Genomic DNA, 23,168 nt, shown 5'->3' with positions numbered 1-23,168 from the left:
TTCATCCCGCAAGCGACCCTCTTATAAGGCCCCTGTCATCGACTCTCCATTCCGTACTTTTTCAGCGATTTGATCAATTTTCCGCAACCGGTGATTGATCCCTGATTTTGAGATGGAGCCGCTTTCGACCATCTCACCAAGCTCTTGTAACGTGACGTCTTGATGTGTCACGCGCAAGATCGCGATCTCCTTCAACTTATCCGGTAAGACATCGAGTCCGACCGTCCGCTCAAGGAACTTGATGTTCTCGACTTGGCGTAATGCCGCACCGACCGTCTTGTTGAGGTTCGCTGTCTCACAGTTGACGAGACGGTTGACCGAGTTACGCATATCTTTTAAGATCCGGACGTCCTCGAACCGCAGCATCGATTGTGTCGCATCAACGAGCTTGAGGAAATCGGAAATCTTCTCGCTCTCCTTGATGTAGAGGATGTGTCCCTTTTTCCGTTCGATTGCTTTCGCGTTCAAATCAAAGACGTTCGATAGACCACGGAGCGCCGCATTGTGTTCTTCATATAAGCTGAAGATTTCCAAGTGATACGACGACGTTGCCGGATTGTTGAGCGAACCTCCGGCGAGGAACGCCCCTCGTAAATAAGCACGCGCTTTTCGTTCATCGTTAAGGATCGTGTCACTGATTGAACGAATCATCGTGAATCCTTCTCCGAGGATTCCGAGATCTTGCAAAATCTTATCCGCCTGTTGTTTAACACGGACGATGTAGACATTATTCTTTTTCAGACGCATTTTCTTCCGCACGAGCAGATCGAGATGAACTCCGTATGCTTTTTTCAAAAGTGAATAGATCCGACGGGCAATCGAGGCATTCTCGGTCGAGATATCGAGTGTCAGACCACGTCCGAGACCGAACGAGATCGCACCGTTCATCCGGGCGAGCGCCGCGAGTTCCGCCTTCATCTCGTGATCGGTGATCGGAATTTGCGTTAATTCTTTTTTGACTTCTGAGGCAAAGCTCATGTCAGCTCCTCCTTTCCTTCGAGTTGACGCATCCGTCGAATCGACAACACTTTTCGCATGACGAGGCTTGCGACGGCATCTGAGTCATGACGGATGAAATGATGATTGTAATCGACGATATCGTCTGCCAGCACTTCAACGCCAGCGAGCTCGAATTGTTTTTCATTATAGGTGACGATGTCAGCGTGATCCTTCTGGTATTTCTTCAGGTAACTCGCATCGATCGATTCGTTGTTGACGATGATCGTATCAACGACGCCTTGTCCGAGGAAGCGTTCGAGTGCCGCTAAATGTTCATTCGCCGTGAACGCCGTCGTCTCACCGGGTTGCGTCATGACGTTACAAATATAGACGACCGGAGCCAGCGATTGTTGGATCGCTTCCCGGATCTCGTCGATCAGGACGTTCGGGATGATACTCGTATAGAGACTACCCGGACCAAGGACGATGACATCGGCGTCAAGAATCGCCTGGATCGCTTCTGGTACCGGACGGACGTCTTGTTCCTCGAGGAAAATCCGTTCGATCTTCTTGCCGACCTTCGGGATCAACGACTCACCTTTGACGATCGTTCCGTCCTCGAACTCAGCACATAACGTGATCGTCCGCTCCGTCGCCGGATAGACTTTTCCTTCCGCGTTCAACAGTTGTCCCATGACGCCAATCGCTTCGACGAACGAACCGTTACAGAGCTGGGTTGCTGCCGTCAACATCAAGTTTCCGAGCGAATGACCGTGTAATCCTTCACCGGTCTCGAACCGGTACTGCATGATCCGGTCCATCAACGTCTCCGACTTCGATAAGGAGACGATGACGTTTCGGATATCGCCCGGCGGCAACATGTTGAATTCCGTCCGCAGACGACCAGAACTGCCCCCGTCATCGGCGACCGTGACGATGGCTGTGATGTCGAGCGGATAATGTTTTAGTCCACGAAGAAGCGTCGAGAGTCCTGTCCCGCCACCGACGGCGACGACTTTACGTTCCCATTTCATCACTTCTCCTCCTTCGCATGCACATAATCCCGGTGATTCGTCTCGATGTGATACTGCGTCGCAAATTCTTTACTGATTGCTTCCGCGAACGTAATCGAGCGGTGTTTCCCGCCTGTACAACCGAGGGCGATGACGAGTTGCGACTTCCCTTCCCGCTCGTATTGTGGAATCAGGAACTCGAGCAAGTCGACGAGTTTTTTATAGAACAGCTTCGCTTCCGGCCATTGCATCACGTATGACGCGACTTCCTCGTCGAGTCCCGTCTTTGGACGCAGCTCTGGAATGTAGAACGGATTCGGTAAGAAGCGCAGGTCAAAGACGAGATCGGCATCAAGCGGTAAGCCGTGTTTGAAACCGAACGACATGACGTTGACCGTGAACGGAATTCGCGTACCTTCCGTGAACTCCTTCAAGAGACGTTCTTTCAGTGCAAGCGGCTTGATGTCACTCGTATCAATCAGCATCTGTGCCTTATCCCGGAATCCTTCGAGCAACGTCCGCTCCCGTTCGATCCCGATCAATGGGGAATCCGTCGGTGCGAGCGGATGCGAACGACGCGATTCCTTATAACGACGTACGAGGACATCGTTTCGTGCATCAAGATACAGCATCCGGATTTGTAAGTCCGTTTTCTTTAAATCCTCATAGACGACAAAAAAGCTGTCGATGAAATCACGCGCGCGGGTATCGATGGCAACGGCGATTTTAGGACGCACTTGTCCGATGACTTCGATGAGATGCGGCAGTAACGTCGGGGGTAGATTGTCGACACAAAAATAGCCTAAGTCCTCAAAGCTGTTCATTGCGACAGTCTTCCCAGCCCCACTCATACCCGTGATGATGACAAGTTGCGGTTGATTCTGTTCCATCTTTTCGCCCTCCAGACAACAGTTCCGTGTGTATTTTTCACTTCTTTCTCAGTATATCATAAAAAAAGAGCCAGCTTCACTGAAGTGTCCTTCAATGAAACTGGTTCGATATTATGCGTGTGAGGATTCTTGTAATTCTTCAAGCAACGCTTCGATGAAATGCTGTGCATTTTGCGCTGCGATCGAACCATCATTTGTTGCTGTAACAACTTGGCGCAATGTTTTTTCACGCACGTCACCAGCAGCAAAGATCCCTTTGATGTTCGTTTCCATCGCTTCGTTCGTCACGACGTAGCCTTGGTCGTTCAAGATGCCGAGATCTTGGACGTAACCTGTAATTGGGTTCATCCCGATGTAGATGAAAACACCATCGATTGGATGCGTCGTCACGTCAGCTGTTTTTGTATTGATTAGCTCAATACCGCCGACTTTCCCATCTTGTTCGTTAATCTGTTTAACCGTATGGTTCCAGATGAAGTCGATTTTCGGGTTGTCGAACGCACGTTTTTGAAGAATTTTTTGAGCGCGGAGCTCATCACGACGGTGTACGATCGTGACTTTTTTCGCGAAGCGTGTCAAGTAGACGCCTTCTTCCACCGCAGAGTCGCCTCCACCGATGACGAAAAGTTCTTTTTCTTTGAAGAACGCGCCGTCACAGACAGCACAGTACGAGACACCACGACCGCCGAGCTCTTCTTCACCCGGTACGCCGATTTTCTTATATTGTGCACCAGACGCGATGATGATCGCCCGTGCGTAATAATCTTTGTTGTGTGCATGAATCGTTTTGTATGCTTTACCGTCTTCGATGCTTCGAACGTCTCCGTACGCATATTCTGCGCCGAATGCTTTCGAGTGGTCGAACATTTTTTGCGAGAGATCGGGTCCGAGGATGCTGTCGTATCCTGGGTAGTTCTCGATATCTTCTGTGTTCGCCATCTGACCGCCCGGAATCCCGCGTTCGATCATCAATGTCGAAAGGTTCGCACGTGATGCATAAAGTGCGGCTGTCATCCCAGCAGGTCCTGCCCCGATGATGATGACGTCATAAATTTTTTGTTCTGTTTCCGCCATGATTCCACCCCATTTATCGTAATCGTTGTAGTTTGAGTATAGGTGAGAATCGCCTAAACGTCTAACACTTTGCTTGTAGCGGTGCCAACATCCGTTCATGTGTCCGGATCATCGATGCGACGTGATCGAACGAACAATCGACGAGTGATGCACATTCCTCGATCAACATCCCGTCCCGTAAATCATGGAACAGATAAAGCAGTGATGCCGCAGATGCTTCAATCGAATCGAACGACTCCCCACTTAAGACGAGCTGTGCGAAGCGTTCATAAAAATCCCCTTCGAGACTCATCCGTTCTTCGTCTGAAACGAACCGTTCCGCAAGACGGATCGTCTGCAATGCCCGGTGAATGCGTTCATCTACGACATCGGTCCGTCCTTCCATCTCGATGACAATCTGTTCCGTCAATAAGAGGACATCTTCCTGGTCTGTCACTTCCGGCATCATCGACAATGCAAGCCGTGCTTCAGCATCGTTCAGTTTACCAAGGAGAAGTGCCGTAAAGATCCGTGAGACATCGTCTTCCGTCTTCAGCGCTTGGATGAGTGCCGAGCGAAACTGCAGGTTGTGCCGGATGTCATATGTATCCGTCTCTTCCTTTAACGCTTGTGCTTCGTCCGACTTCAAGAAAGCGGCTGCTTCTTCGACGTGTCCCGTCTTATAGGCAGAGATCGATAACCAGTGCCCAAAGAGTGGGTCTCCCCGGTATCCGCGACGCTCAAGCAACTTCAACTCTTCATAGGCGATATCATATCGTCCGATGATCGCTAAAGTCGATGCGACCTTATAACGTGTCTCAAGGTGCACGGAACGAACGTGTTCGAGCTGACGGGAGAGACGGTGCGCCTCTTCGTCCTGTCCCATCTCGTGTAACAAGACGAGCGTGTTACAAAGGGCATGCAAATTCCCCGGATTCCCTTCAAGGACCCGTTCAAGGGAAGCGAATGCCTGATCATTCTCTCCTAAATAGAACTCGACGATTGCGAGGTTGTTGTAGGCAGGCCAGAACGTCGGGTACTGGGCAATCAGTCCAGTCAGCGTCTCCTGTGCCGCGAACAGCATTCCTTTATCGATCTGGCGTTGTGCCTGACCGTGCAGACGAATCAATTCGTCCTCTTCGTCGTCTTCCATCTCTTGTTCGAGATCAATCAGTTCCACGAGTGCGGCCGATGCCTCCGCGTGTTTGCCGTTTGGTGCTTGCTCTAAATATTCCATCGCATGCTGTCGCGCTTCTTCATAAAGTGAGACGTGTGCGTAGTTATTCGCTAAATAAAAGAGTGCTTCCGTATTTGATGCGTCGAGTGCGCGTACTTGTTTCAAGACATCATTCGCATGATTGATTTCTCCTGTCTCGAATAAGACACGGGCATAACGGAGCAAATAACGGATGTCCGCCGGCTGAAGTGTCGTCGCCTCATCTAAATGATAGACGGCTTCGTCCAGTCGCCCTTCCCGGTGCGCCTTCCGTCCGCGGAAATAAAAAAGTTCCGCTTGGCGCGCTGTTATCGCAAAGGGGTCTGCTTTGTATTTGGTTAATTCCATCATGATTCAAGCCCCCATAAATAGTAAACTGGTTTCGTAGTTGCAGACACAAGAATACCCTATCTCTAGGAGGCATGCAACAGAAAAAAACGCCGGAGTTCATCCCCAGCGTTTCGCATAAATCGATTCCAGTTCTTTGTAATTCTCTAAGCATTTTCGTACAAAAGCATCCGTCTCTGGATTCAGTCCTTCAAGACGTGCCACGTCCTTGTCATATGCCTGCCGTAAGCTCGTCGCATAATCGGGAATCTCTCCGTCATACGCATAGACGACTGCGGGCGAAACCGTGATCTTTTCTTGCTTATGCAAGGCGGTCCGGATATGGAAGAGTGGAACATCGACTTGGTTCGGTTGGTGAAGATCCCCTTGAACCGGATGCTTCTCAACAGCCAACACCTCAACGACGAGACCTTGTGGACGTTCGGCGAATAATCTTCCGAAATACTTTCCTGTCTTATACGTAAAGCGGATGTGCGTCATCTTTTTTCCTTCTTCCTTCTCACAGTTTTGTCACATTTCGTGCCGGCGAAGCGGCTGACTCGAGACGCGTTCGTTCGGTGCAATGTCTCGGTGAACGACTGATCCGGCACCAACGACGGCACCATCTCCGATCGTTACGCCCGGTAGGATCGTCACGTTCGCACCGATCAAAACATTGCTTCCGATGACGACGTCACCTAAACGATACTCCGTCGTCAAATATTCATGACAGAGAATCGTCGTATTGAAGCCGATGATCGTATTGTCACCAATCGTAATCCGCTCCGGGAACATCGTATCCGGCATCACCATCAAGGCAAGCGCCGTCTTCTCCCCGATCTTCATCCGAAGACATGTCCGGTAGAGCGCGTTCTTAAAACGTAGCGACGGAGCGAACCGTCCGATCGTGATGATCGTAAAGCACCACATCACTTTAAAGAACGACACCGTCCGGTACATGTGCCAGAGTGGATTCGTCGTGCCGACCTGAAACCGATCAGTTCGCCGCGCCATTTTGTTCCTCCAGCCAAGCCGCAAGATGATCCATCGAATCAATGATGACGTCCGGCTCGAGGGCTTCTAAGTACGCGCGTCCTTTGATCGCCCAACCGACCGCGACTGTCTTCAGTCCCGCGTTCTTACCACCGAGAATGTCCGTATCGTTGTCGCCGACCATGATCGTTTCGTCTGCCGTTGATTCAAGCAACTGCATCGCTTTTTCGAACGGCTCGACGGCTGGTTTTTCTTCCGTTACGTCGTCGGCTGCGATGACCGCGTCAAAGAGTGACGTCAATCCGAATAACTCGATACCGCGAAGAGCGACACGACGACTCTTCGACGTGACGACCGCCATCTTGTATCCTGCTTCATGCAGACGACGTAAGCCGTCAAGCACACCTGGATACTCGAGCACGAGCGCGTCATGCATCGCGATGTTGTAGCTCCGGTAAAAAGCGACCATCTCTTTCCACTGTTCTGCATTCATCGCCGAGAACGATTTTTCTAGCGTCGGACCGATGAACGGAAGCAGTTCCGCTTCCGTGAACGTCCGGTCCGGATAATAGTAACTGAGCGTATGCTCGAAGCTTTTTAAGATCAATGGATTCGTGTCGATCAACGTTCCATCTAAATCAAACAGTAGCGTGCGAATCATCGATTACTTCGCCTCCTTTTTCGAACCGTTCAAGTAACGAACGGCGTTGCGGCGAACGACCATCATGATCACACCGAAGATGATCAAACAGATTGAGACGATTTGCGCCGTCCGGAGTCCATCTCCCATCAAGAGACTGTCCGTCCGGAGTCCTTCGATATAGTAGCGTCCGATCGAGTACCACACGAGATAACCGAGGAAGACATACCCACGACGTGGATTGAACTTCATCCGCCAGACGATCAACAGAATGACACCGATGATGTTCCAGATGCTTTCATAGAGGAACGTCGGTAAGTAGTATGTTCCGTCAATGTACATCTGATTGACGATCCAGTTCGGTAAGTGGAGCGTATCTTGTAAGTACGACCATGTCGTCTCACCACCGTGTGCTTCTTGGTTGAAGAAGTTACCCCAGCGTCCGACAGCTTGCCCGAACAAGAGCGATGGTGCCAAGATATCAGCGATTTGCCAGAACGAGATTTTTTTCTTACGCGTATAGATGATGACCGTCAAAATCGCCCCGATGATTGCACCGTGGATCGCGATCCCACCTTGGCGGATGTTGATGATTTGGTCAAGATGTTGACTATAGTAGTTCCACTCGAACGCGACGTAGTAAATCCGGGCACAGATGATACTGATCGGAATCGACCAGATGACGACATCGACCGCGTACTCTTCGTTGAAGCCGATCCGCTTCGACTCGAAGATCGCAATCAGGAGACCGACGACCGCACCGAGTGCGATGACGATGCCGTACCAGTAAATCGGTACAGGACCGAGTTCAATCGCCACGCGGTCAAACGTTGGTTGTACAGAGGCTAAAGTTCCCATCAAAGACCACCATTCCCATCTTCAATTGCTTGCGCGAGACGTCCCGCGAATTCTTCTGCTGTGTTGATGCCCATGTTCTTCAGACGATAGTTCATCGCTGCGACTTCGATGATGACAGCAAGGTTTCGTCCGGGACGAACCGGAATCGTCAGGAACGGAATTTCCGTATCGATGATTTGGAGTGTCTCTTGGTCCAGACCGACGCGGTCATAGACTTTCGATTGATCCCAAATCTCGAGGTTACAGACGAGGCTGATCTTCTTATGCGAGCGAACCGCACCTGCACCGAACAACGTCATCACATCGATGATCCCGATTCCACGAATCTCAAGCAGATGTTGAATCAACTTCGGTGCTGTCCCAACGAGAATCCCGTCACCCGTTTGACGAATCTCAACTGAGTCATCTGCCACTAGGCGGTGACCTCGCTTAACGAGTTCGAGTGCCGTTTCCGATTTACCAACACCACTTGCCCCTTTGATGAAGACACCGACACCATAGATATCGACGAGGACACCATGCATCGCCGTCGTTGGCGCAAGTTCCGCTTCGAGGAAGTTCGTGATCTGTGACTCGACCGATGTCGTATGCCCTTTTGTCGTCAACAGTGGCACGTTCGTCTCGTCTGCGGCTTGGATGATCGCTTCCGGTACTTCAAATCCACGTGTGATCAAGATACCAGGTGTTTCATCCGTACAGAGGACATTCGCTCGTTCGCGTTGTTCCTCGTACGTTAAATTATTGAAGAACGTCAATTCTGTTTTTCCGAGAATCTGGAGACGTTCTGCCGGGTAATAGGCATAATAACCGGCAAGCACAAGGCCAGGTCGGCACAAATCAGCCGTCAGAATCGGACGATGTAAGCCCTCTTCTCCCGTGACGATGTGGAGATTGAATTGTTTTACGATTTCAGCTGTTCGCACTTTTGGTTGCACGCTTCGTCAGCCCCTTTCACTTGAAGTATTGTACCATATTTTTATTCGATTCATGGAATTGGATTAGAAGCATGATTTCTTGGGAATGGAATAAAGAGTTAATATTTTGAAGGAGGTTTTGCCGTGATGTCAGGCGGTGGTATCGGATTGATTTTAGTCATTATCTTATTTGCGGTTCTAGCGATTGCTGGTTTCGTCTATCTCATCATCTCACTGATTGATATGTGGAAAGCATATTCGCGTAATCAAGATCAAACTGCTCTCTTATTCTTTATCATCTCAATCATCGGAATCTTCATTAGTGGTTCATTCATCTCCTACGTCCTCGCGATCATCTTCTATTGGAATCGCGCACGCGGAAAGAGTTGGCTCGGAATCGGTCTGATTCTCGTTTCGATCGTTCTTGCAATCATTGGTGTCATTGCCTTACTCTCGTTCGGTTACGATATGAATAATATCGAGAACATGAACTTCGACGAGCCGATGATGGATCAGGATTACAATTATTGATGTAAGCTACACCCATCTTCTTATGAGGATGGGTGTTTTTGTCTATGCAGCTGACGAAGCCCCACTCGCGTGACTCCTATAGGAAAAAGCGCGGACATCCGCGCTGTCAGAGACAAACGAGACCCGGCTACTCGTTCCTAGAACGATGTAGCCGCGGTTTGTGTCTCGCCTGAGGAAAACACGCAAAGCGGATGCGATGTCATAAGAAAAGCGCAACCTCTTTTTCAAGAAGTTGCGCTGGTATGCTTATAACGCTTGTGGACTGAGGTGAACACCGTGTGTGACCGAAATCGTACCTGTCTTCGTATCGGCTTCAACCTCGATTTTTGGTGAGCGACCGCGACCTGATACGAAATGTAATTTCCGGTTGACGATCTCTTTTTGATCCCGGATTAATTCCATGTCATCGAGGTTGCAGTTGAGACCACCGAAGTTCGTCTCAAGCTCCCCGTAAACTTCTGCGCCATGCGGCAACATCAAAGCGATGCTTCCGGCAAGCGACGACGCTTTGACCTTCGCGTTTTGCACGGTCTTCAGTTCACAGCGGACGTTTCCGTTCGCTGTTTTCAGTTCTGAACGTTCGAAGACACCTGTCGTGATGATTTGTCCGTTGGCTGTCTTCGCCTTCAAGACTTTCAACTCCGACTCTTCGATTTCAATCGAACCGTTCGCTGTCGATACTTTGACATCCTCACTGAACAGATCACGGACGTTGACTCGACCGTTTGCTGTCATCAGTTGAGCAGATGTCGTATCAAGTGACGTCAACGAAATTTCCCCGTTCAGCGTCTGTAAGACGAAGGATTCGTAATGACGGCGTGGTACTTTCAGGTGGACTGTCGCACGGACACTCTTATCCTTCAAGCGGATTGAGAGTGTGTTCGCTGAGACCGCATGTTGGACAGCAGCTTGGAGTTGCTCAAGCGCCTGTTCTTCCGTCACCTGTTGGCGGCGGAGTGGACGTCCTGTCACCGTCAATTCGCATTCTTCAAGATCACTCGGTTCAACGACCAAGTTCGCATTGAACAGATCGACGTGAACCGTCTCACCGCTGAACGGGAATTGTTTGACGTAGGTGACGTTCGGACCGGACGCCTGATTAAGCGAAAGATCACTGTCCTTGATCCGGCTGACGAGATTATCGAACGCTGACATGACTTTCGTCGTCAGTGAATCGACGGAATACTGGTCGACCCGATCATATTGTTCTGGTTCATCGACGTACTTATGTTCACTTGCAGAAGTAGCACGTTCGTCGATTGATTCGAGTCGCTCGAGTTTATCGAGTGCCTCATCAATCGTTAACTTTCCTTCTTTGACTTGCTCCAATATCAATTGACGCATATCTTGCTTCATGAACCGTTCCCTCCTATTCTTGAACCTCAAACGTGTGTTACATGATACTTTCGTTTAAGTTCCCTTAGTTCCTTCCTACGAATCCTCATCCACAAAAGTTTCACGATTCAATTCGTGCCGCGTCGCGTTCAAGGACAGGTGCGAGGTATCGTCCCGTATAAGATGCTTCAACTTCAGCGATGTGTTCCGGTGTCCCGGCAGCAACGATCGTTCCACCACCGTCGCCCCCTTCAGGTCCGAGATCAATCAAGTAGTCGGCCGTCTTGATGACGTCCAAGTTGTGTTCGATGACGAGCACCGTATCACCATTGTCGACAAGACGTTGCAACACTTTCAGGAGACGCGCGATATCGTGAACGTGGAGTCCTGTCGTCGGCTCATCGAGGATATAGATCGTCTTACCCGTCGAACGTTTATGCAACTCGGATGCTAATTTAACGCGCTGCGCTTCCCCACCGGACAGTTCCGTCGCGGGTTGACCGAGACGCATGTACGTCAGACCGACGTCAGCGATCGTCTGCAATTTCCGCGTGATCTTCGGAATGTTCTCGAAGAAGGCGAGCGCATCTTCGACCGTCATTTCAAGAACGTCAGCAATCGTTTTACCTTTATATTTCACTTCGAGTGTTTCGCGGTTGTAACGTTTCCCGTGACAGACTTCACACGGGACATAGACGTCCGGTAAGAAGTGCATCTCGATTTTGATGATTCCGTCGCCACGACACGCTTCACAGCGTCCACCCTTGATGTTGAAACTGAAGCGTCCTTTTTTATAGCCGCGGAGTTTCGCTTCGTTCGTCGAAGCAAAGACGTCCCGAATGTCATCGAAGACACCCGTATACGTTGCTGGGTTCGAGCGCGGTGTCCGACCGATTGGTGACTGATCGATATCGATGACCTTATCGATTTGATCCAGACCGGTGATCCCTTTATGGGCACCCGGTTTTTCCTTCGCCCGGTTCATCTCGTGCGCAATCGTCTTATAGAGAATTTCATTGATCAACGTCGATTTCCCGGAGCCCGAGACACCGGTGACGGCGACGAACAGACCCAGTGGAATATCGACATCGACGTTCTTCAAGTTGTTTTCCGATGCTTTATGGATATGAAGCATCCGACCGTCTGGCTCTTTGCGTGTCGACGGAACAGGAATGAACTTCTTCCCGGACAAGTATTGACCCGTCAACGAGTTCGCATCCTGCATCAACTCCTCCGGCTTCCCGGCTGCCGTGACGAATCCACCGTGATCGCCGGCACCAGGTCCGATATCGATCAAGTAGTCGGCTGCCATCATCGTGTCTTCATCATGCTCGACGACGATCAGCGTATTGCCGAGGTCACGCATCGCCTTCAGCGTATTGATCAAGCGATCATTATCACGTTGATGCAAACCGATTGATGGTTCATCCAGAACGTAGAGAACACCCGTCAGACGCGAACCGATTTGTGTCGCAAGACGAATCCGTTGCGCTTCCCCACCGGACAACGTCCCCGCTGCGCGTGAGATCGTCAGGTAATCGAGACCGACGTTCTCAAGGAACGACGCCCGTTCGTGAATCTCACGGACGATCATCCGCGAAATCGTCTGATCCTTCTCACTTAATTTCTCCGGCAGTTCGTCGAAGAACATGACCGCTTGTTTGACAGACATCTTCGTCACTTCACCGATATGGTGATCGGATACTTTGACGGCGAGTGATTCCCGTTTCAAGCGGTGTCCTTTACACGTCGGGCATGCTTTCTTCGCCATGTAGCCTTCCATCTGTTCCCGGATATAATCAGACGATGTCTCCTTGAAGCGACGCTGTAAGTTATTGAGGACCCCTTCGAAGTAGAGGTTCGTGTTCCGGACCATCCCGAAGTCGTTCTCATACCGGAAGTGGATCTCTTCCTTCGTGTTTCCGTTCAAGATCGTTTCACGGTGTTCTTCTGACAATTGTTCGAACGGTGTATCCATATCGATCTTGAAGTGATCACAGACCGCTTTAAGCAATTGTGGATAATACTGCGAACTTGTCGGTTCCCACGCTACGATTGCTCCTTCGTTCAATGACTTATCGGGATGCGGTACGACGAGATCAACATCGACCTCAAGCTTCGTTCCGAGACCGTCACATGACGTACAAGCACCAAATGGTGAGTTGAACGAGAACATCCGTGGTTCAAGTTCACCGATCGAGAAGCCACAGATTGGACAAGCATGATGTTCACTGAACAACAATTCGTTGCCGTCCATCGTATCGACGATGACCCGACCGTCCGCGAGGCGAAGTGCAGTCTCGAGTGAGTCCGCAAGACGGGCTTCGACATCTGGTCGCACGACGACACGGTCGACGACGACTTCAATCGAGTGTTTCTTGTTTTTCTCAAGCGTGATCTCTTCGGCGAGATCCATCGTCTCTCCGTTGACACGGACGCGGACGAAGCCTTCCTTCTTCAAATCGTCGAGCACCTTGACGTGCGTTCCTTTTCGTCCGGAAACGATTGGCGCGAGAATTTGCAGACGCGTCCGCTCCGGTAACTCCATCACTTGGTCGACCATCTGACTGATCGTCTGGCTCGAAATCTCGATTCCGTGATTTGGACAAATCGGTTTACCGATCCGTGCGTACAAGAGACGCAAATAGTCATAAATCTCTGTGACCGTTCCGACCGTCGAACGTGGGTTTTTACTCGTCGTCTTCTGGTCGATTGAAATTGCCGGACTCAGTCCTTCGATCGTGTCGACATCCGGTTTATCCATCTGTCCGAGGAACTGACGGGCATAGGCTGATAAACTTTCGACATAACGTCGTTGTCCTTCCGCGTAAATCGTGTCGAAGGCAAGCGACGATTTCCCTGACCCGGACAAGCCCGTCAAGACGACGAGCTGATCGCGGGGGATTTCGACATCGATGTTTTGTAGATTATTGACGCGAGCGCCTTTGATGATAATCTGATTCTTCTTTTCTCCCAACTTAGGCACCTGCTTTCAATTCTAATATGAGGTCGCGGAGCTCAGCAGCTCTTTCGAACTGCATATCTTTCGCCGCTTGACGCATCTCTTGGTCGAGCTGCTCAAGCAACGTTTCGCGCTCCGGTTTTTTGAGTTTGTTGAACTTCTCGAGTTTTTCGACGGTGTCGTCGCTCTCGATCGTCGTACTGATGACACCACGGACATCCTTTTTGATTGTCTGCGGCGTGATGCCATGTTCTTCGTTGAACGCCATCTGGATCGCGCGACGGCGTTCCGTCTCATCGATCGCGCGTTGCATCGAATCGGTGACTTTATCAGCAAACAAGATGACGTGTCCTTCCGAGTTCCGCGCAGCCCGACCAATCGTTTGAATCAGCGAACGGTCCGAACGGAGGAAACCTTCCTTATCGGCATCAAGAATCGTCACGAGTGAGACTTCCGGAATATCGAGTCCTTCTCGTAACAAGTTGATCCCGACAAGGACATCATATTTCCCAAGTCGTAAGTCACGAATAATTTCAATCCGTTCTAGCGTCTTAATCTCCGAGTGCATATAGTTGACCTTGACACCATTCTCTTTCAAGTAATCAGTCAAATCTTCTGCCATCTTCTTCGTCAGTGTCGTCACGAGAACACGTTCGTTCTTCGCGACCCGGTCACGGATATTATCCATCAAGTAATCGATTTGTCCCGTGATCGGATGAATCTCAATCGTCGGATCGACGAGACCGGTCGGACGGATGATTTGCTCGACCATCTCTTTCGAATGTTCGAGTTCATACGGTCCTGGTGTCGCCGAGATATAGATCGCCTGACTGACTTTTTCCTCAAACTCCTCAAACCGTAACGGACGGTTGTCTTTTGCCGACGGAAGACGGAAACCGTGATCGACGAGGACTTGTTTCCGCGCCTGGTCTCCGTTATACATCCCGCGAATTTGCGGCAGTGTGACGTGCGACTCATCGGCAACGAGTAAGAAGTCCTTCGGGAAGTAATCAAGCAACGTATACGGTGTTGCCCCTTCCGGCATCAAGTTCAAGTGACGCGAGTAGTTCTCGATTCCGGAACAATAGCCCATCTCACGCATCATCTCGAGATCGTAGTTCGTCCGTTGTTCGAGCCGTTGCGCTTCAAGCAACTGATTGTCTTCGCGTAGCTTCGCAAGCTGGACCTCCAGTTCCTTCTCGATGTTCGCGATCGCCTTCTGCAGACGGGTATCCCCCGTCACGAAGTGGGACGCCGGAAAGATCGAGATGTGCTCACGGTCCGCGACGATCTCACCTGTCAGCGGATCCATGTCACGGATCCGTTCGATCTCGTCACCGAAGAACTCGACCCGGACACACTGTTCGTCGCGTGACGCCGGGAAGATTTCGACGACGTCTCCGCGGACGCGGAACCGTCCGCGCTGGAAGTCGATGTCGTTACGCTCATACTGGATGTCGATTAGACGACGGAGCATCTCGTTACGCCCCATCTCATTGCCGACACGCAGTGACAAGACGTGGTTGTTGTACTCTTCCGGGTTACCGAGACCATAGATACACGAGACAGAAGCAACGATCAAGACGTCCTCCCGTTCGAACAGGGCGGACGTCGCCGAGTGGCGTAGTTTATCAATCTCATCGTTGATCGAAGAGTCCTTCTCAATGAACGTATCCGTCGATGGAACATACGCTTCCGGTTGGTAATAATCATAAAAACTAACGAAGTACTCGACCGCATTGTTCGGGAAGAATTCCTTGAACTCCGAGTAGAGTTGTCCCGCTAGTGTTTTGTTGTGGGCAAGGACGAGCGTCGGTTTCTTGATTTCCTTGATGACGTTCGAGACCGTGAACGTCTTCCCGGTACCGGTCGCCCCAAGCAACGTCTGATGTCGTTCGCCTTGCTTTAGCCCAGTCACCAATTTTTCGATTGCCGTCGGCTGATCACCGCCTGGCTCAAATGGTGAAACGAGTTCAAAATCCATCGTTTGCTTCCCCCTCATCACGTAAAAAATCTATTTTTATTGTACCACTTTACGAACAAACATTCGATTATGAAGTGCTCCTTTTAGGAAGTTACCCTTTTTTTCGAAAATGCAAAAGTTTCTTTTTGCTTCGAGTGTTGATCCTCGATTTTTCTGCTCAAAAAAATCCCCGTCACGGCTGTTCCGTGACAGGGATGTACTAATTTAATGCAAGGACCGCACTTTAGTGCGACCATGGACCGGCTCGTTGACGAACAGAATACCAAGTTCATGATGATCTTGTTCATAGAAGGCACGCTGCGCAAACCGGATGTCGCCGTTATGGTTCATGACTTCAAGACGCAGATACGGTTTGTGTTTTTGGATGGCTTCGTAGAACGATGTTTCCGAATCGACCTTCTCACCATTGACCTTATAGATCGCTTCACCCGGAATCAAGCCCATCTCGGCAGCTGGTTTATCAGGTAGCGTTCCGAGTATGACGGCACCACGCGTTCCATTGAGGAACAATGGTGTCTGTGCCCGGTTCAAGCGTTTGACCCGCTGATGCAATAGGATGTGCAGGACGAGCAACAGGACGATCCCGTACAGCCATTCAGCTTGCCCGGTGACGTATGCAAGAACCGTCAATAGAATCGCGACGAGACTCGTGATCAAACGTCCTTGAACGAGCGGACGCATCAATTCTTTCGGCAACTTACCCGTAAAGAGGAAGCTGAAGCCGATCGGTAACCAAAGCACGATCGGAACGAGCTCTGGGAAGCTGTAACGTGGCCACCAGGCTTCAAGCACGTCACCCGGAACAAAGACGAGCAAAGGCAATAGCCAAAGTTTATTCGCTGACAGCCCACCGATGAAGCGACCACGCTTCGAAACGACGAGTGACGGTGACAGGCGTCGCTTTCCGCGCCACCAGACGAGGAGACATTCCGCGACGAGCGTTAACGTCGCAAGCAATAAAATCATTTTCGGCTCAACCGCTCGAACCGGATCAAGACGTGCATCCATTAGGAACCAGCCGGCAAGTCCAAGCAAGACGATCGGCCAAAGCGGTACGTTCAAGCGAACGATCCCGACCAACAGCAGGACGCTCGAGAGTCCGAGTAACAACAGAGCGTATTGCGGCGTCAGCGTCAATCCGAGCCAACCACTGACGACGGATAAGACGAGACCAATCAGTAACCCAGGTAAAAGTGTTTCAAGAACATCGCTTCGTTTACCGTGTGTTCGGGAGCGGAACAATCCGCGTTCCCGTTTGACACGCCGGATGCCGATGACCCAACTGACAAGGAGTGCTAACCACAAGGTCGGACTGGCGATGAGACTAATCGCGGTCCAACCAATTTCATCGAGTAATTCCACGCGCATTCAGACCTCTTTCCATTCCTTATTATTGAGCAGCGACCTCGAGTGCTTTTTTCCGCTGGACGTCATTCTTGTCGTCCTCGAGTTTCTTCAGGAGACGCGTCTCCATCTCACCCGCTGTCTGCTGATCGATTTTTCCAGTGACGTCGAGTTTCGCATCCTTTTGCAAAGCTTCGACGGCTTGCTTCATCGTGTCACCGAAATACCCATCCTGTCCTTTTGGCTCGTAACCGATTGCTTCAAGGACCAGGTGAGCGTTTTCGACCGATTTACCGTAGTCACCGACTGCAAGTGACTTCTGATCAGTCAGGATCTTCGTGACGTTGAAGTATGCTGGTTGCTTGACTTCGATTGTCGGTTCGACCCCTTTTTTGTGGATCCAGTTGCCGTCCGGCGTCAGCCATTTGTTCGTCGTCAACTTCAAATCACTACCGTCCTTCAGATCATACGCACTTTGGACGATGCCTTTACCGAACGATTTCGTACCGACGACCTCAGCCCCGGCACCTTCCTTCAGACCGGCTGCCAGAATCTCAGAGGCTGACGCTGATCCGCCGTCTTCGAGCACGACGATGTTATACGGTTTCTTCTCGTCTGCCTTCCCGAATTCCTGCTGCCGCTCCCCTTTATTGTTCTCGACTTGATAAATCGGAACGTCCTTCGGAATGAACGGTGCAATCATGCTTGAGACAGCCGTCAAGAGACCGCCCGGATTTCCGCGAACGTCGATGACGAGTCCATCGATGTTTTGACTCTCGAGTTTCGCGAGCCCCTTCTCGAACTCTTTAGCCGTCGGTTCTGAGAACTGCGTCACTTGCAAGACACCAATCTTCTTCCCGTTGACGTCCTCGGTCGACGTATAGACCGTCTCGATCGGAATCGTATCCCGTTTGATCGTGATGTCCATCGCGTCTTGTCCACTACGTTGAATCGTCAGGACGACGTTCGTTCCTTTTTCACCACGGATTTTCTTGACCGCCTGATCCGTCTTTTGCCCTTTCGTCGACTTGCCGTCGATTTCTAAGATGACGTCACCCGGTTTGATCCCGGCTTTTTCAGCGGGTGATCCCTTAATCGGTGAGACGATGACAATTGACTCGCCCTTTTGTTCAAGCGTTGCGCCGATCCCTTCGAACGAAGACGATAGATTCGTATTGAACGATGCCGTCTCTGACTCATCCATATAGACGGAATACGGATCGTCAAGCACTTCCGCCATACCGGATAACGCACCGTCCAGCAGTTCTTTATCCGTTACGTCCTCTAAATAGTTCTGTTCGATCATTTGACGGACCTGATCGACTTTTTTCCAATCACCCGTCGCATTCGCCGACGACGATGACGTCGAGACAGAATCCGTTCCGCCAGCCGCTAACATCCCGACGGCGCCTGCCCCTAAACCAAGCCCGAAGGTACTGACCGCGATGACTGCTGTTGTAGATTTTTTCACGCTTGATTCCCCACTTCCGTTAAAAAACGCAGTATTTTTTTCAGTATAGCAAAAAAAGATAGGTTACCCTATCTTTTCGGTATTCTATGGGATGTCAAAAGATGTACGGTGCCGGGTCCACTGCATTCGGTTGTCCGACCGCCCACTCTCCCTTATGCAATTCGAAATGCAGATGCGGTCCTGTCGACCAGCCGGTTGAGCCAAGCGTCCCAACCGTTTGACCTGGCATGACCGTTTGACCTGCCGACACACTGATCGAGTCTAGATGCGCATAGACGGTCGTATAGACCTGTCTATCGATCAAATGCGTCACCATGACGACATTTCCGTAACCGGTCGCACTACCGGCACGGAGGACGATCCCACCGGCTGCCGCATGAATCGGCGTCCCTTTCGCATTGACGAGATCGATGCCCGTATGCAACTCCGGTTTCCCTGTCAACGGATTGTTCCGCGGACCGAATGGTGACGACACATAACCTTTGACCGGTAAGTGGAATGGTCGACTGACGTCGACATCAACACTCGTATCCGGTGTTGCACTTGGCGTCTCGGTCTTAGGAACCGACGTTTCTGTTTTAGGTGTCTCTGCTTTCGATGTCTCTCCTTGTTTCTGTTCCTGTTGCGCCGCTGCCTCTCGCGCAGCTTCTGCGGCTTCCGCTTGACGTTTGGCTTCTGCTGCCCGTGCCGCTTCTTCGGCTTTGCGTTTCGCCTCTTCTTTTGCTTTCCGTTCTGCTTCTTGTAGGGCAATCAATTCGTTTTGGATCAGACGACGCTGATCTGCGAGGATTTCCGCCTCTTCGGCTTTCGAGAACTGCTCTTGTTGTAGTTCCTTGACCTTCGTGTTCAACTGGACGACGAGCTTTCGTTTCAAATCAGACTCCGCGATGATCCGTGTCTGAAGCACGAGCAACTTCCGTTGTTCCTGTTTCATGCTCTCCAGTAATAACGCTTGTTCCGAGCGTTGTTCGTTCAGCTGCTTGACGTTCGCCTTATAGGATTGCAAGACATTATCATCTTGCTTGATGATCTCACTGACCGTACTAAAACGCGAAATCAAATCACCAAAATCCTTTGCGTCGAGCAGGACCTCGATGTATTTGACGTCTCCTTTTTGCTGGACGGCACGCAATCGGCTTCCGAGCAACTCTTCTTGCTGATGCAGTTCCTTCAACGTCTCGGAAATCGCTTCTTCCGTCAGACGCAATTGTTCCTTAGATGCAGCAACAGCCGCTTGTTGATCGGCTATTTTAAGCGCTAAATCATCCAAACGGCTGTTGACTTCATCCAGTTGCGCACGGGCTTCCTTGCGCTCCTGTTTCGTCAAGATCAACTTCTCTGATGTCTGATTCTGTGATCGTTCCGTCTCTTTCAGACGGCTTTCGACCTCCTGTTGTTCCTTCAGCAAATCTTCTTTCGACGTGGCATCAACGGACACACTAGTTCCAATCAAAGCTAAGCTCAGGACGGCAGAATAGAATCGGACTTTCATGAGAAGCATCTCTCCTCTATTTTATTTTTGAGTGAATCCCTTAAATCTTCAAGAAACGACCGAGTGATGTCGTTGATCCCCATACACCGATGAATGCACCGAGTCCGAGCAGGATCAAGACGACTTGTGCCGACAGTTCACCTGGTGGAATCAGCGAGAAGATTCCCGCATTCACGGTAGCAAGTTGAGGTTGGATCGCGTTGTATGAGACTTCGTAACCGAAGTAGACGACAACGATCGGGATGATGGCACCTAATATACCCATCAATAATCCTTCGACGAAGAACGGTGCACGGATGAATCCGTTTTTCGCTCCGACGAGGCGCATGATCTCGATTTCCCGGCGACGGGAGAAGATCGTGACTTTGATCGTGTTCGAAATGAGGAACATTGCCATGAATGTCAAGCCGACGATCAGGATGATTCCACCGATCCGAACTCCTTCAAGGAAGTTAAACATCTTTTTAACATAGTCCTTACCATATTCGACACTATCTACATTTTCCATTTTTTTGATGGAATTTGCAAGTGTTTCTGTCTCTTTTGGTGAGGTAGCTTTGACGATATATCGGTCGTGAAGTGGATTATCCTTTTCAACCGACTGATAGGCCTGTGAGCCTTCGCCAAGTTGCTCCTTGAAGCGGTCCAGTTCTTCTTCTTTCGAACTATAACGAACAGAGTTGACACCCGGCATCTGCTTGAGGGAGTCACCCACTGCATCAATCTTCGACTGGTCTGCTTCCCGTTCGACGAACACTTGGATTTCAACGTCTTTTTCGACGTTATCGGAAATCTTGTTGACGTTGAACATGAGCATTGCGAATATTCCTACGAGAAGTAAAGTGACGGTAACAGCACTGACAGAAGCGAATGTCATCCAGCCGTTCCGGACGAGACCTTTTGCCCCTTCCCGTAAATGACGGAATCCATTAAACTTCATAGCCGTACATTCCTTTCTCTTCGTCTCGGACGATTTTTCCTCCGTCGATCGCTAAGACACGATGACGCATCTTGTTAACGATGTCTCGGTTGTGTGTCGCCATTACGACCGTTGTCCCACGGCGATAGATTTCTTCGAATACTTCCATGATCTCCCATGCTGTATCCGGGTCCAGGTTCCCAGTCGGCTCATCGGCGATGACGAGTGACGGACGATTGACGATGGCTCTCGCGATCGAGATCCGTTGTTGTTCGCCCCCAGATAATTCATCCGGATAGTTGCGCTCTTTATGCTTGAGCTTCACGAGATCGAGGACCTCGAGAACTTTCTTCCGGATTTGCGATTTGTCTTCTCCTACGACTTCTAGCGCGAAGGCGACATTTTCATAAACCGTCAATGACGGGAGTAATTTGAAATCTTGGAAGATGACGCCGATTTGGCGACGAAGTTCGGGGATTTGACGGTTCTTCAGCTTACCGACTTCGATTCCTTTAAATAAAAATGAACCGCTCGTTGGTTTCTCTTCGCGGTACATCATTTTCATGAATGTTGATTTACCCGCACCCGACGGACCGACGATATAGACGAATTCGCCTTGATTGATCGTCAAATCGACCTCACGGAGTGCCGTGACGCCGTTCGGATAAATCTTACTGATTCGTTGCATCTTGATCACGTACTTCACATCCTTACTTATTTACTGATGCTGAATGGATAGGTCCAAAAACCTACCGACCACCATTATAACAGGGACAAAATTGAACGCACATTACAATCAAATGTCATTTCAGGCGATTATACCACAAAAAAGAGGCACGAATGACGAACACATGTCGTGTGTGTCATCTCGTACCCCATCATATCCCATAATTACTTTTTATCCGCGAGCCAGTCAGCAACGGCAACGATTTCTTCATCCTCTTTGAGGATTCCAGCAGGCATTTGCCCTTTCCCGTTCTTGATGATCTCTTGGATCTCTTCTGAAGAGTACTTCGAGCCGACCTTCGTCAGGTTCGGTCCGACATTTCCTTCAAGGTTGTTCCCGTGACACGATGCACAGTTGTTCGCGAAGATTTTTTCCGCATCAACAGCTGTCTCCGTCTTCGACGAATCATCGTTCATCGTCGACTCTTCCTTCGTACTTGATGAATCGCTAGAGCTTGAGTCGTCACTGCCACCACATGCTGCGAGCGCAAGTGTCGTTCCTAACCCTAACGCGAGTAACAAGTTTTTCAGCTTCATCCGGATATCCCCCTCTTGTAAGTATCTAAGTAAACGCTTCTGACCTAGTTAGAGTATAACCGTTATCCGGAAGAGTTAATCGTGATTTCACAAAAACTTCACGAGTTCGGAACAATTACGGCACATTTCGGTAGCGTTTATCATCCGTGAAGCCGAGTCCGAGTACCTCATGCGCCTCGCTGACGACCAGGAACGCTGACGGATCGATGTGCTTGACGATTTCTTTTAATGTCGTGATTTCCCCTTGACGGACTACGACCATCAGCATCGGTTTCCGTGTCCGTGTGAACGCACCTGCCGCCTCGATCTCCGTCGCCCCACGATCAAGCGTCTCGAAGATTTCCTTCACTAACGCTTCCCGTTGATCGGAGATGATATAGGCGAGCTTGTCGTTCGTGATCCCGAGCTGGACGACGTCGATCATCTTGATGGTGATGAATAAGGCGACGAGCGCATACAGTCCAATCTCGAGCGAGAAAATCGTAGCTGCACTGATGACAATCGTTCCGTCGAGCAAGGCGATACAGAGATGAAGCGGCAATTTCGTGAAACGATGTAGAATTTGCGCGATCAAATCCATTCCTCCGGTCGACGCCCGTCCCCGGAAAATCAGACCGAGCCCGATCCCGACACCGGCGCCGCCGAAAATCGCGGCAAGCATCGGATTCATCGTCGCAGCCGGAACATCGAACCGTTCGTAGACGAGGATGACGACCGGTAAAAAGATTGAACCGACGAGTGATTTGACACCAAAGCCCATCCCGAGGATCATCCACCCGATCGCGAGCAAGACGACGTTTGCGACGAGCTGGAACAAGCCTGGCGAGATCCCGAACAAATCGTTCAAGACGATTGATAAGCCACTGACGCCTCCTGAGGCGAGTTGATTTGGTGCTAAAAATAAACTAAAGGCACTTGCGACGAACAAGGACCCGATTAACAAATACGCATAATCGCGCACGACTTCCTGACGCGTCGATGTCATGACATTCCATTTCCCCTTATCGATTGATTCTCGTGTTTC

21 protein-coding genes are annotated in these 23,168 nt (G+C 50.3%); 1 reads left to right on the top strand and 20 read right to left on the bottom strand.

What is annotated here, in order from left to right; genetic code table 11:
* Positions 1-21 precede the first annotated feature (21 nt).
* The 10 genes from whiA to hprK all read right to left on the bottom strand — a co-directional run bounded on the left by whiA (position 22) and on the right by hprK (position 8,864).
* Positions 22-978 (bottom strand): DNA-binding protein WhiA, encoded by a 957-nt coding sequence (gene whiA / locus ITJ88_RS01930; protein WP_023469222.1) that lies wholly within the window; start codon positions 976-978, stop codon positions 22-24.
* Positions 975-1,973, bottom strand: a complete 999-nt coding sequence (locus tag ITJ88_RS01925; RefSeq protein ID WP_035409984.1) for a gluconeogenesis factor YvcK family protein — start codon at positions 1,971-1,973, stop codon at positions 975-977. The genes whiA and ITJ88_RS01925 overlap by 4 nt, the downstream gene beginning before the upstream one ends.
* Positions 1,973-2,842 (bottom strand): RNase adapter RapZ, encoded by an 870-nt coding sequence (gene rapZ / locus ITJ88_RS01920; protein ID WP_050678698.1) that lies wholly within the window; start codon positions 2,840-2,842, stop codon positions 1,973-1,975. The genes ITJ88_RS01925 and rapZ overlap by 1 nt, the downstream gene beginning before the upstream one ends.
* Positions 2,843-2,953: 111 nt before the next feature.
* Positions 2,954-3,916 carry a thioredoxin-disulfide reductase gene (gene trxB / locus ITJ88_RS01915; RefSeq protein ID WP_023469225.1) on the bottom strand — a complete coding sequence of 321 codons (963 nt, stop codon included), beginning with the start codon at positions 3,914-3,916 and terminating at the stop codon, positions 2,954-2,956.
* Positions 3,917-3,977: 61 nt separating this feature from the next.
* On the bottom strand, positions 3,978-5,462 hold the full coding sequence (locus ITJ88_RS01910) for a tetratricopeptide repeat protein (RefSeq protein WP_035396300.1): 1,485 nt from the start codon (positions 5,460-5,462) through the stop codon (positions 3,978-3,980).
* A 96-nt stretch (positions 5,463-5,558) separates the two neighbouring features.
* A complete protein-coding gene (gene kapB, locus ITJ88_RS01905; protein WP_195864531.1) occupies positions 5,559-5,939 on the bottom strand; it encodes a sporulation phosphorelay system protein KapB in 381 nt (126 codons plus the stop codon).
* 30 nt (positions 5,940-5,969) lie between these two features.
* Positions 5,970-6,452 carry an acyltransferase gene (locus tag ITJ88_RS01900; protein WP_035396297.1) on the bottom strand — a complete coding sequence of 161 codons (483 nt, stop codon included), beginning with the start codon at positions 6,450-6,452 and terminating at the stop codon, positions 5,970-5,972.
* Complete coding sequence (gene ppaX / locus ITJ88_RS01895; RefSeq protein WP_195864530.1) at positions 6,436-7,092, bottom strand: pyrophosphatase PpaX; 657 nt, start codon at positions 7,090-7,092, stop codon at positions 6,436-6,438. Before ppaX ends, ITJ88_RS01900 begins: the two co-directional genes overlap by 17 nt.
* A gap of 3 nt (positions 7,093-7,095) precedes the next feature.
* On the bottom strand, positions 7,096-7,929 hold the full coding sequence (gene lgt / locus ITJ88_RS01890) for a prolipoprotein diacylglyceryl transferase (RefSeq protein ID WP_195864529.1): 834 nt from the start codon (positions 7,927-7,929) through the stop codon (positions 7,096-7,098).
* Positions 7,929-8,864, bottom strand: coding sequence for an HPr(Ser) kinase/phosphatase (gene hprK, locus ITJ88_RS01885; RefSeq protein ID WP_035396292.1), 936 nt, complete (start codon positions 8,862-8,864; stop codon positions 7,929-7,931). The genes lgt and hprK overlap by 1 nt, the downstream gene beginning before the upstream one ends.
* A 126-nt stretch (positions 8,865-8,990) precedes the next feature.
* Here hprK and ITJ88_RS01880 point away from each other — a divergent pair, with 126 nt between their 5' ends.
* Complete coding sequence (locus tag ITJ88_RS01880) at positions 8,991-9,374, top strand: hypothetical protein (RefSeq protein WP_195864528.1); 384 nt, start codon at positions 8,991-8,993, stop codon at positions 9,372-9,374.
* 246 nt (positions 9,375-9,620) lie between these two features.
* Here the strand turns inward: ITJ88_RS01880 and ITJ88_RS01875 are convergent, their stop codons facing one another.
* The 10 genes from ITJ88_RS01875 to ITJ88_RS01830 form a co-directional block, all read right to left on the bottom strand.
* On the bottom strand, positions 9,621-10,730 hold the full coding sequence (locus ITJ88_RS01875; protein WP_064299417.1) for a DUF4097 family beta strand repeat-containing protein: 1,110 nt from the start codon (positions 10,728-10,730) through the stop codon (positions 9,621-9,623).
* A gap of 100 nt (positions 10,731-10,830) precedes the next feature.
* Positions 10,831-13,686 carry an excinuclease ABC subunit UvrA gene (uvrA, locus tag ITJ88_RS01870; protein ID WP_035396286.1) on the bottom strand — a complete coding sequence of 952 codons (2,856 nt, stop codon included), beginning with the start codon at positions 13,684-13,686 and terminating at the stop codon, positions 10,831-10,833.
* Between the two features lies 1 nt (position 13,687).
* Complete coding sequence (uvrB, locus tag ITJ88_RS01865) at positions 13,688-15,655, bottom strand: excinuclease ABC subunit UvrB (protein WP_023469235.1); 1,968 nt, start codon at positions 15,653-15,655, stop codon at positions 13,688-13,690.
* A 204-nt stretch (positions 15,656-15,859) separates the two neighbouring features.
* Entirely contained in the window at positions 15,860-17,023 is a 1,164-nt protein-coding gene (locus tag ITJ88_RS01860; protein ID WP_195864527.1) for a PDZ domain-containing protein, read from the bottom strand.
* A gap of 22 nt (positions 17,024-17,045) precedes the next feature.
* Entirely contained in the window at positions 17,046-18,470 is a 1,425-nt protein-coding gene (locus ITJ88_RS01855; protein WP_195864526.1) for a S41 family peptidase, read from the bottom strand.
* 94 nt (positions 18,471-18,564) lie between these two features.
* A complete protein-coding gene (locus ITJ88_RS01850) occupies positions 18,565-19,962 on the bottom strand; it encodes a M23 family metallopeptidase (RefSeq protein ID WP_195864525.1) in 1,398 nt (465 codons plus the stop codon).
* A 40-nt stretch (positions 19,963-20,002) separates the two neighbouring features.
* Complete coding sequence (gene ftsX / locus ITJ88_RS01845) at positions 20,003-20,902, bottom strand: permease-like cell division protein FtsX (protein WP_058704575.1); 900 nt, start codon at positions 20,900-20,902, stop codon at positions 20,003-20,005.
* Complete coding sequence (ftsE, locus tag ITJ88_RS01840) at positions 20,892-21,578, bottom strand: cell division ATP-binding protein FtsE (RefSeq protein ID WP_029342495.1); 687 nt, start codon at positions 21,576-21,578, stop codon at positions 20,892-20,894. The genes ftsX and ftsE overlap by 11 nt, the downstream gene beginning before the upstream one ends.
* A 194-nt stretch (positions 21,579-21,772) precedes the next feature.
* Positions 21,773-22,144: a cytochrome c551 gene (gene cccB, locus ITJ88_RS01835; RefSeq protein WP_023469241.1), complete on the bottom strand. Its 372-nt coding sequence runs from the start codon at positions 22,142-22,144 to the stop codon at positions 21,773-21,775.
* Between the two features lie 115 nt (positions 22,145-22,259).
* Positions 22,260-23,129, bottom strand: coding sequence for a YitT family protein (locus ITJ88_RS01830; RefSeq protein WP_023469242.1), 870 nt, complete (start codon positions 23,127-23,129; stop codon positions 22,260-22,262).
* Positions 23,130-23,168 lie beyond the last annotated feature (39 nt).

This window comes from Exiguobacterium abrahamii, from assembly GCF_015645365.1.
Classification (GTDB): Bacteria; Bacillota; Bacilli; order Exiguobacteriales; family Exiguobacteriaceae; genus Exiguobacterium_A; species Exiguobacterium_A abrahamii.
Note: the sequence above shows the minus strand (reverse complement) of the source record. Positions and strands in the feature narration are given on the sequence as shown.

Excerpts from the sequence above, each read along its gene's own strand:
- whiA (WP_023469222.1), bottom strand. The coding sequence starts at position 978 with ATGAGCTTTGCCTCAGAAGTCAAAAAAGAATTAACGCAAATTCCGATC.
- ITJ88_RS01925 (WP_035409984.1), bottom strand. The coding sequence starts at position 1,973 with ATGAAATGGGAACGTAAAGTCGTCGCCGTCGGTGGCGGGACAGGACTC.
- rapZ (WP_050678698.1), bottom strand. The coding sequence starts at position 2,842 with ATGGAACAGAATCAACCGCAACTTGTCATCATCACGGGTATGAGTGGG.
- trxB (WP_023469225.1), bottom strand. The coding sequence starts at position 3,916 with ATGGCGGAAACAGAACAAAAAATTTATGACGTCATCATCATCGGGGCA.
- ITJ88_RS01910 (WP_035396300.1), bottom strand. The coding sequence starts at position 5,462 with ATGATGGAATTAACCAAATACAAAGCAGACCCCTTTGCGATAACAGCG.
- kapB (WP_195864531.1), bottom strand. The coding sequence starts at position 5,939 with ATGACGCACATCCGCTTTACGTATAAGACAGGAAAGTATTTCGGAAGA.
- ITJ88_RS01900 (WP_035396297.1), bottom strand. The coding sequence starts at position 6,452 with ATGGCGCGGCGAACTGATCGGTTTCAGGTCGGCACGACGAATCCACTC.
- ppaX (WP_195864530.1), bottom strand. The coding sequence starts at position 7,092 with ATGATTCGCACGCTACTGTTTGATTTAGATGGAACGTTGATCGACACG.
- lgt (WP_195864529.1), bottom strand. The coding sequence starts at position 7,929 with ATGGGAACTTTAGCCTCTGTACAACCAACGTTTGACCGCGTGGCGATT.
- ITJ88_RS01880 (WP_195864528.1), top strand. The coding sequence starts at position 8,991 with ATGTCAGGCGGTGGTATCGGATTGATTTTAGTCATTATCTTATTTGCG.
- ITJ88_RS01875 (WP_064299417.1), bottom strand. The coding sequence starts at position 10,730 with ATGAAGCAAGATATGCGTCAATTGATATTGGAGCAAGTCAAAGAAGGA.
- uvrB (WP_023469235.1), bottom strand. The coding sequence starts at position 15,655 with ATGGATTTTGAACTCGTTTCACCATTTGAGCCAGGCGGTGATCAGCCG.
- ITJ88_RS01860 (WP_195864527.1), bottom strand. The coding sequence starts at position 17,023 with ATGCGCGTGGAATTACTCGATGAAATTGGTTGGACCGCGATTAGTCTC.
- ITJ88_RS01850 (WP_195864525.1), bottom strand. The coding sequence starts at position 19,962 with ATGAAAGTCCGATTCTATTCTGCCGTCCTGAGCTTAGCTTTGATTGGA.
- ftsX (WP_058704575.1), bottom strand. The coding sequence starts at position 20,902 with ATGAAGTTTAATGGATTCCGTCATTTACGGGAAGGGGCAAAAGGTCTC.
- cccB (WP_023469241.1), bottom strand. The coding sequence starts at position 22,144 with ATGAAGCTGAAAAACTTGTTACTCGCGTTAGGGTTAGGAACGACACTT.
- ITJ88_RS01830 (WP_023469242.1), bottom strand. The coding sequence starts at position 23,129 with ATGACATCGACGCGTCAGGAAGTCGTGCGCGATTATGCGTATTTGTTA.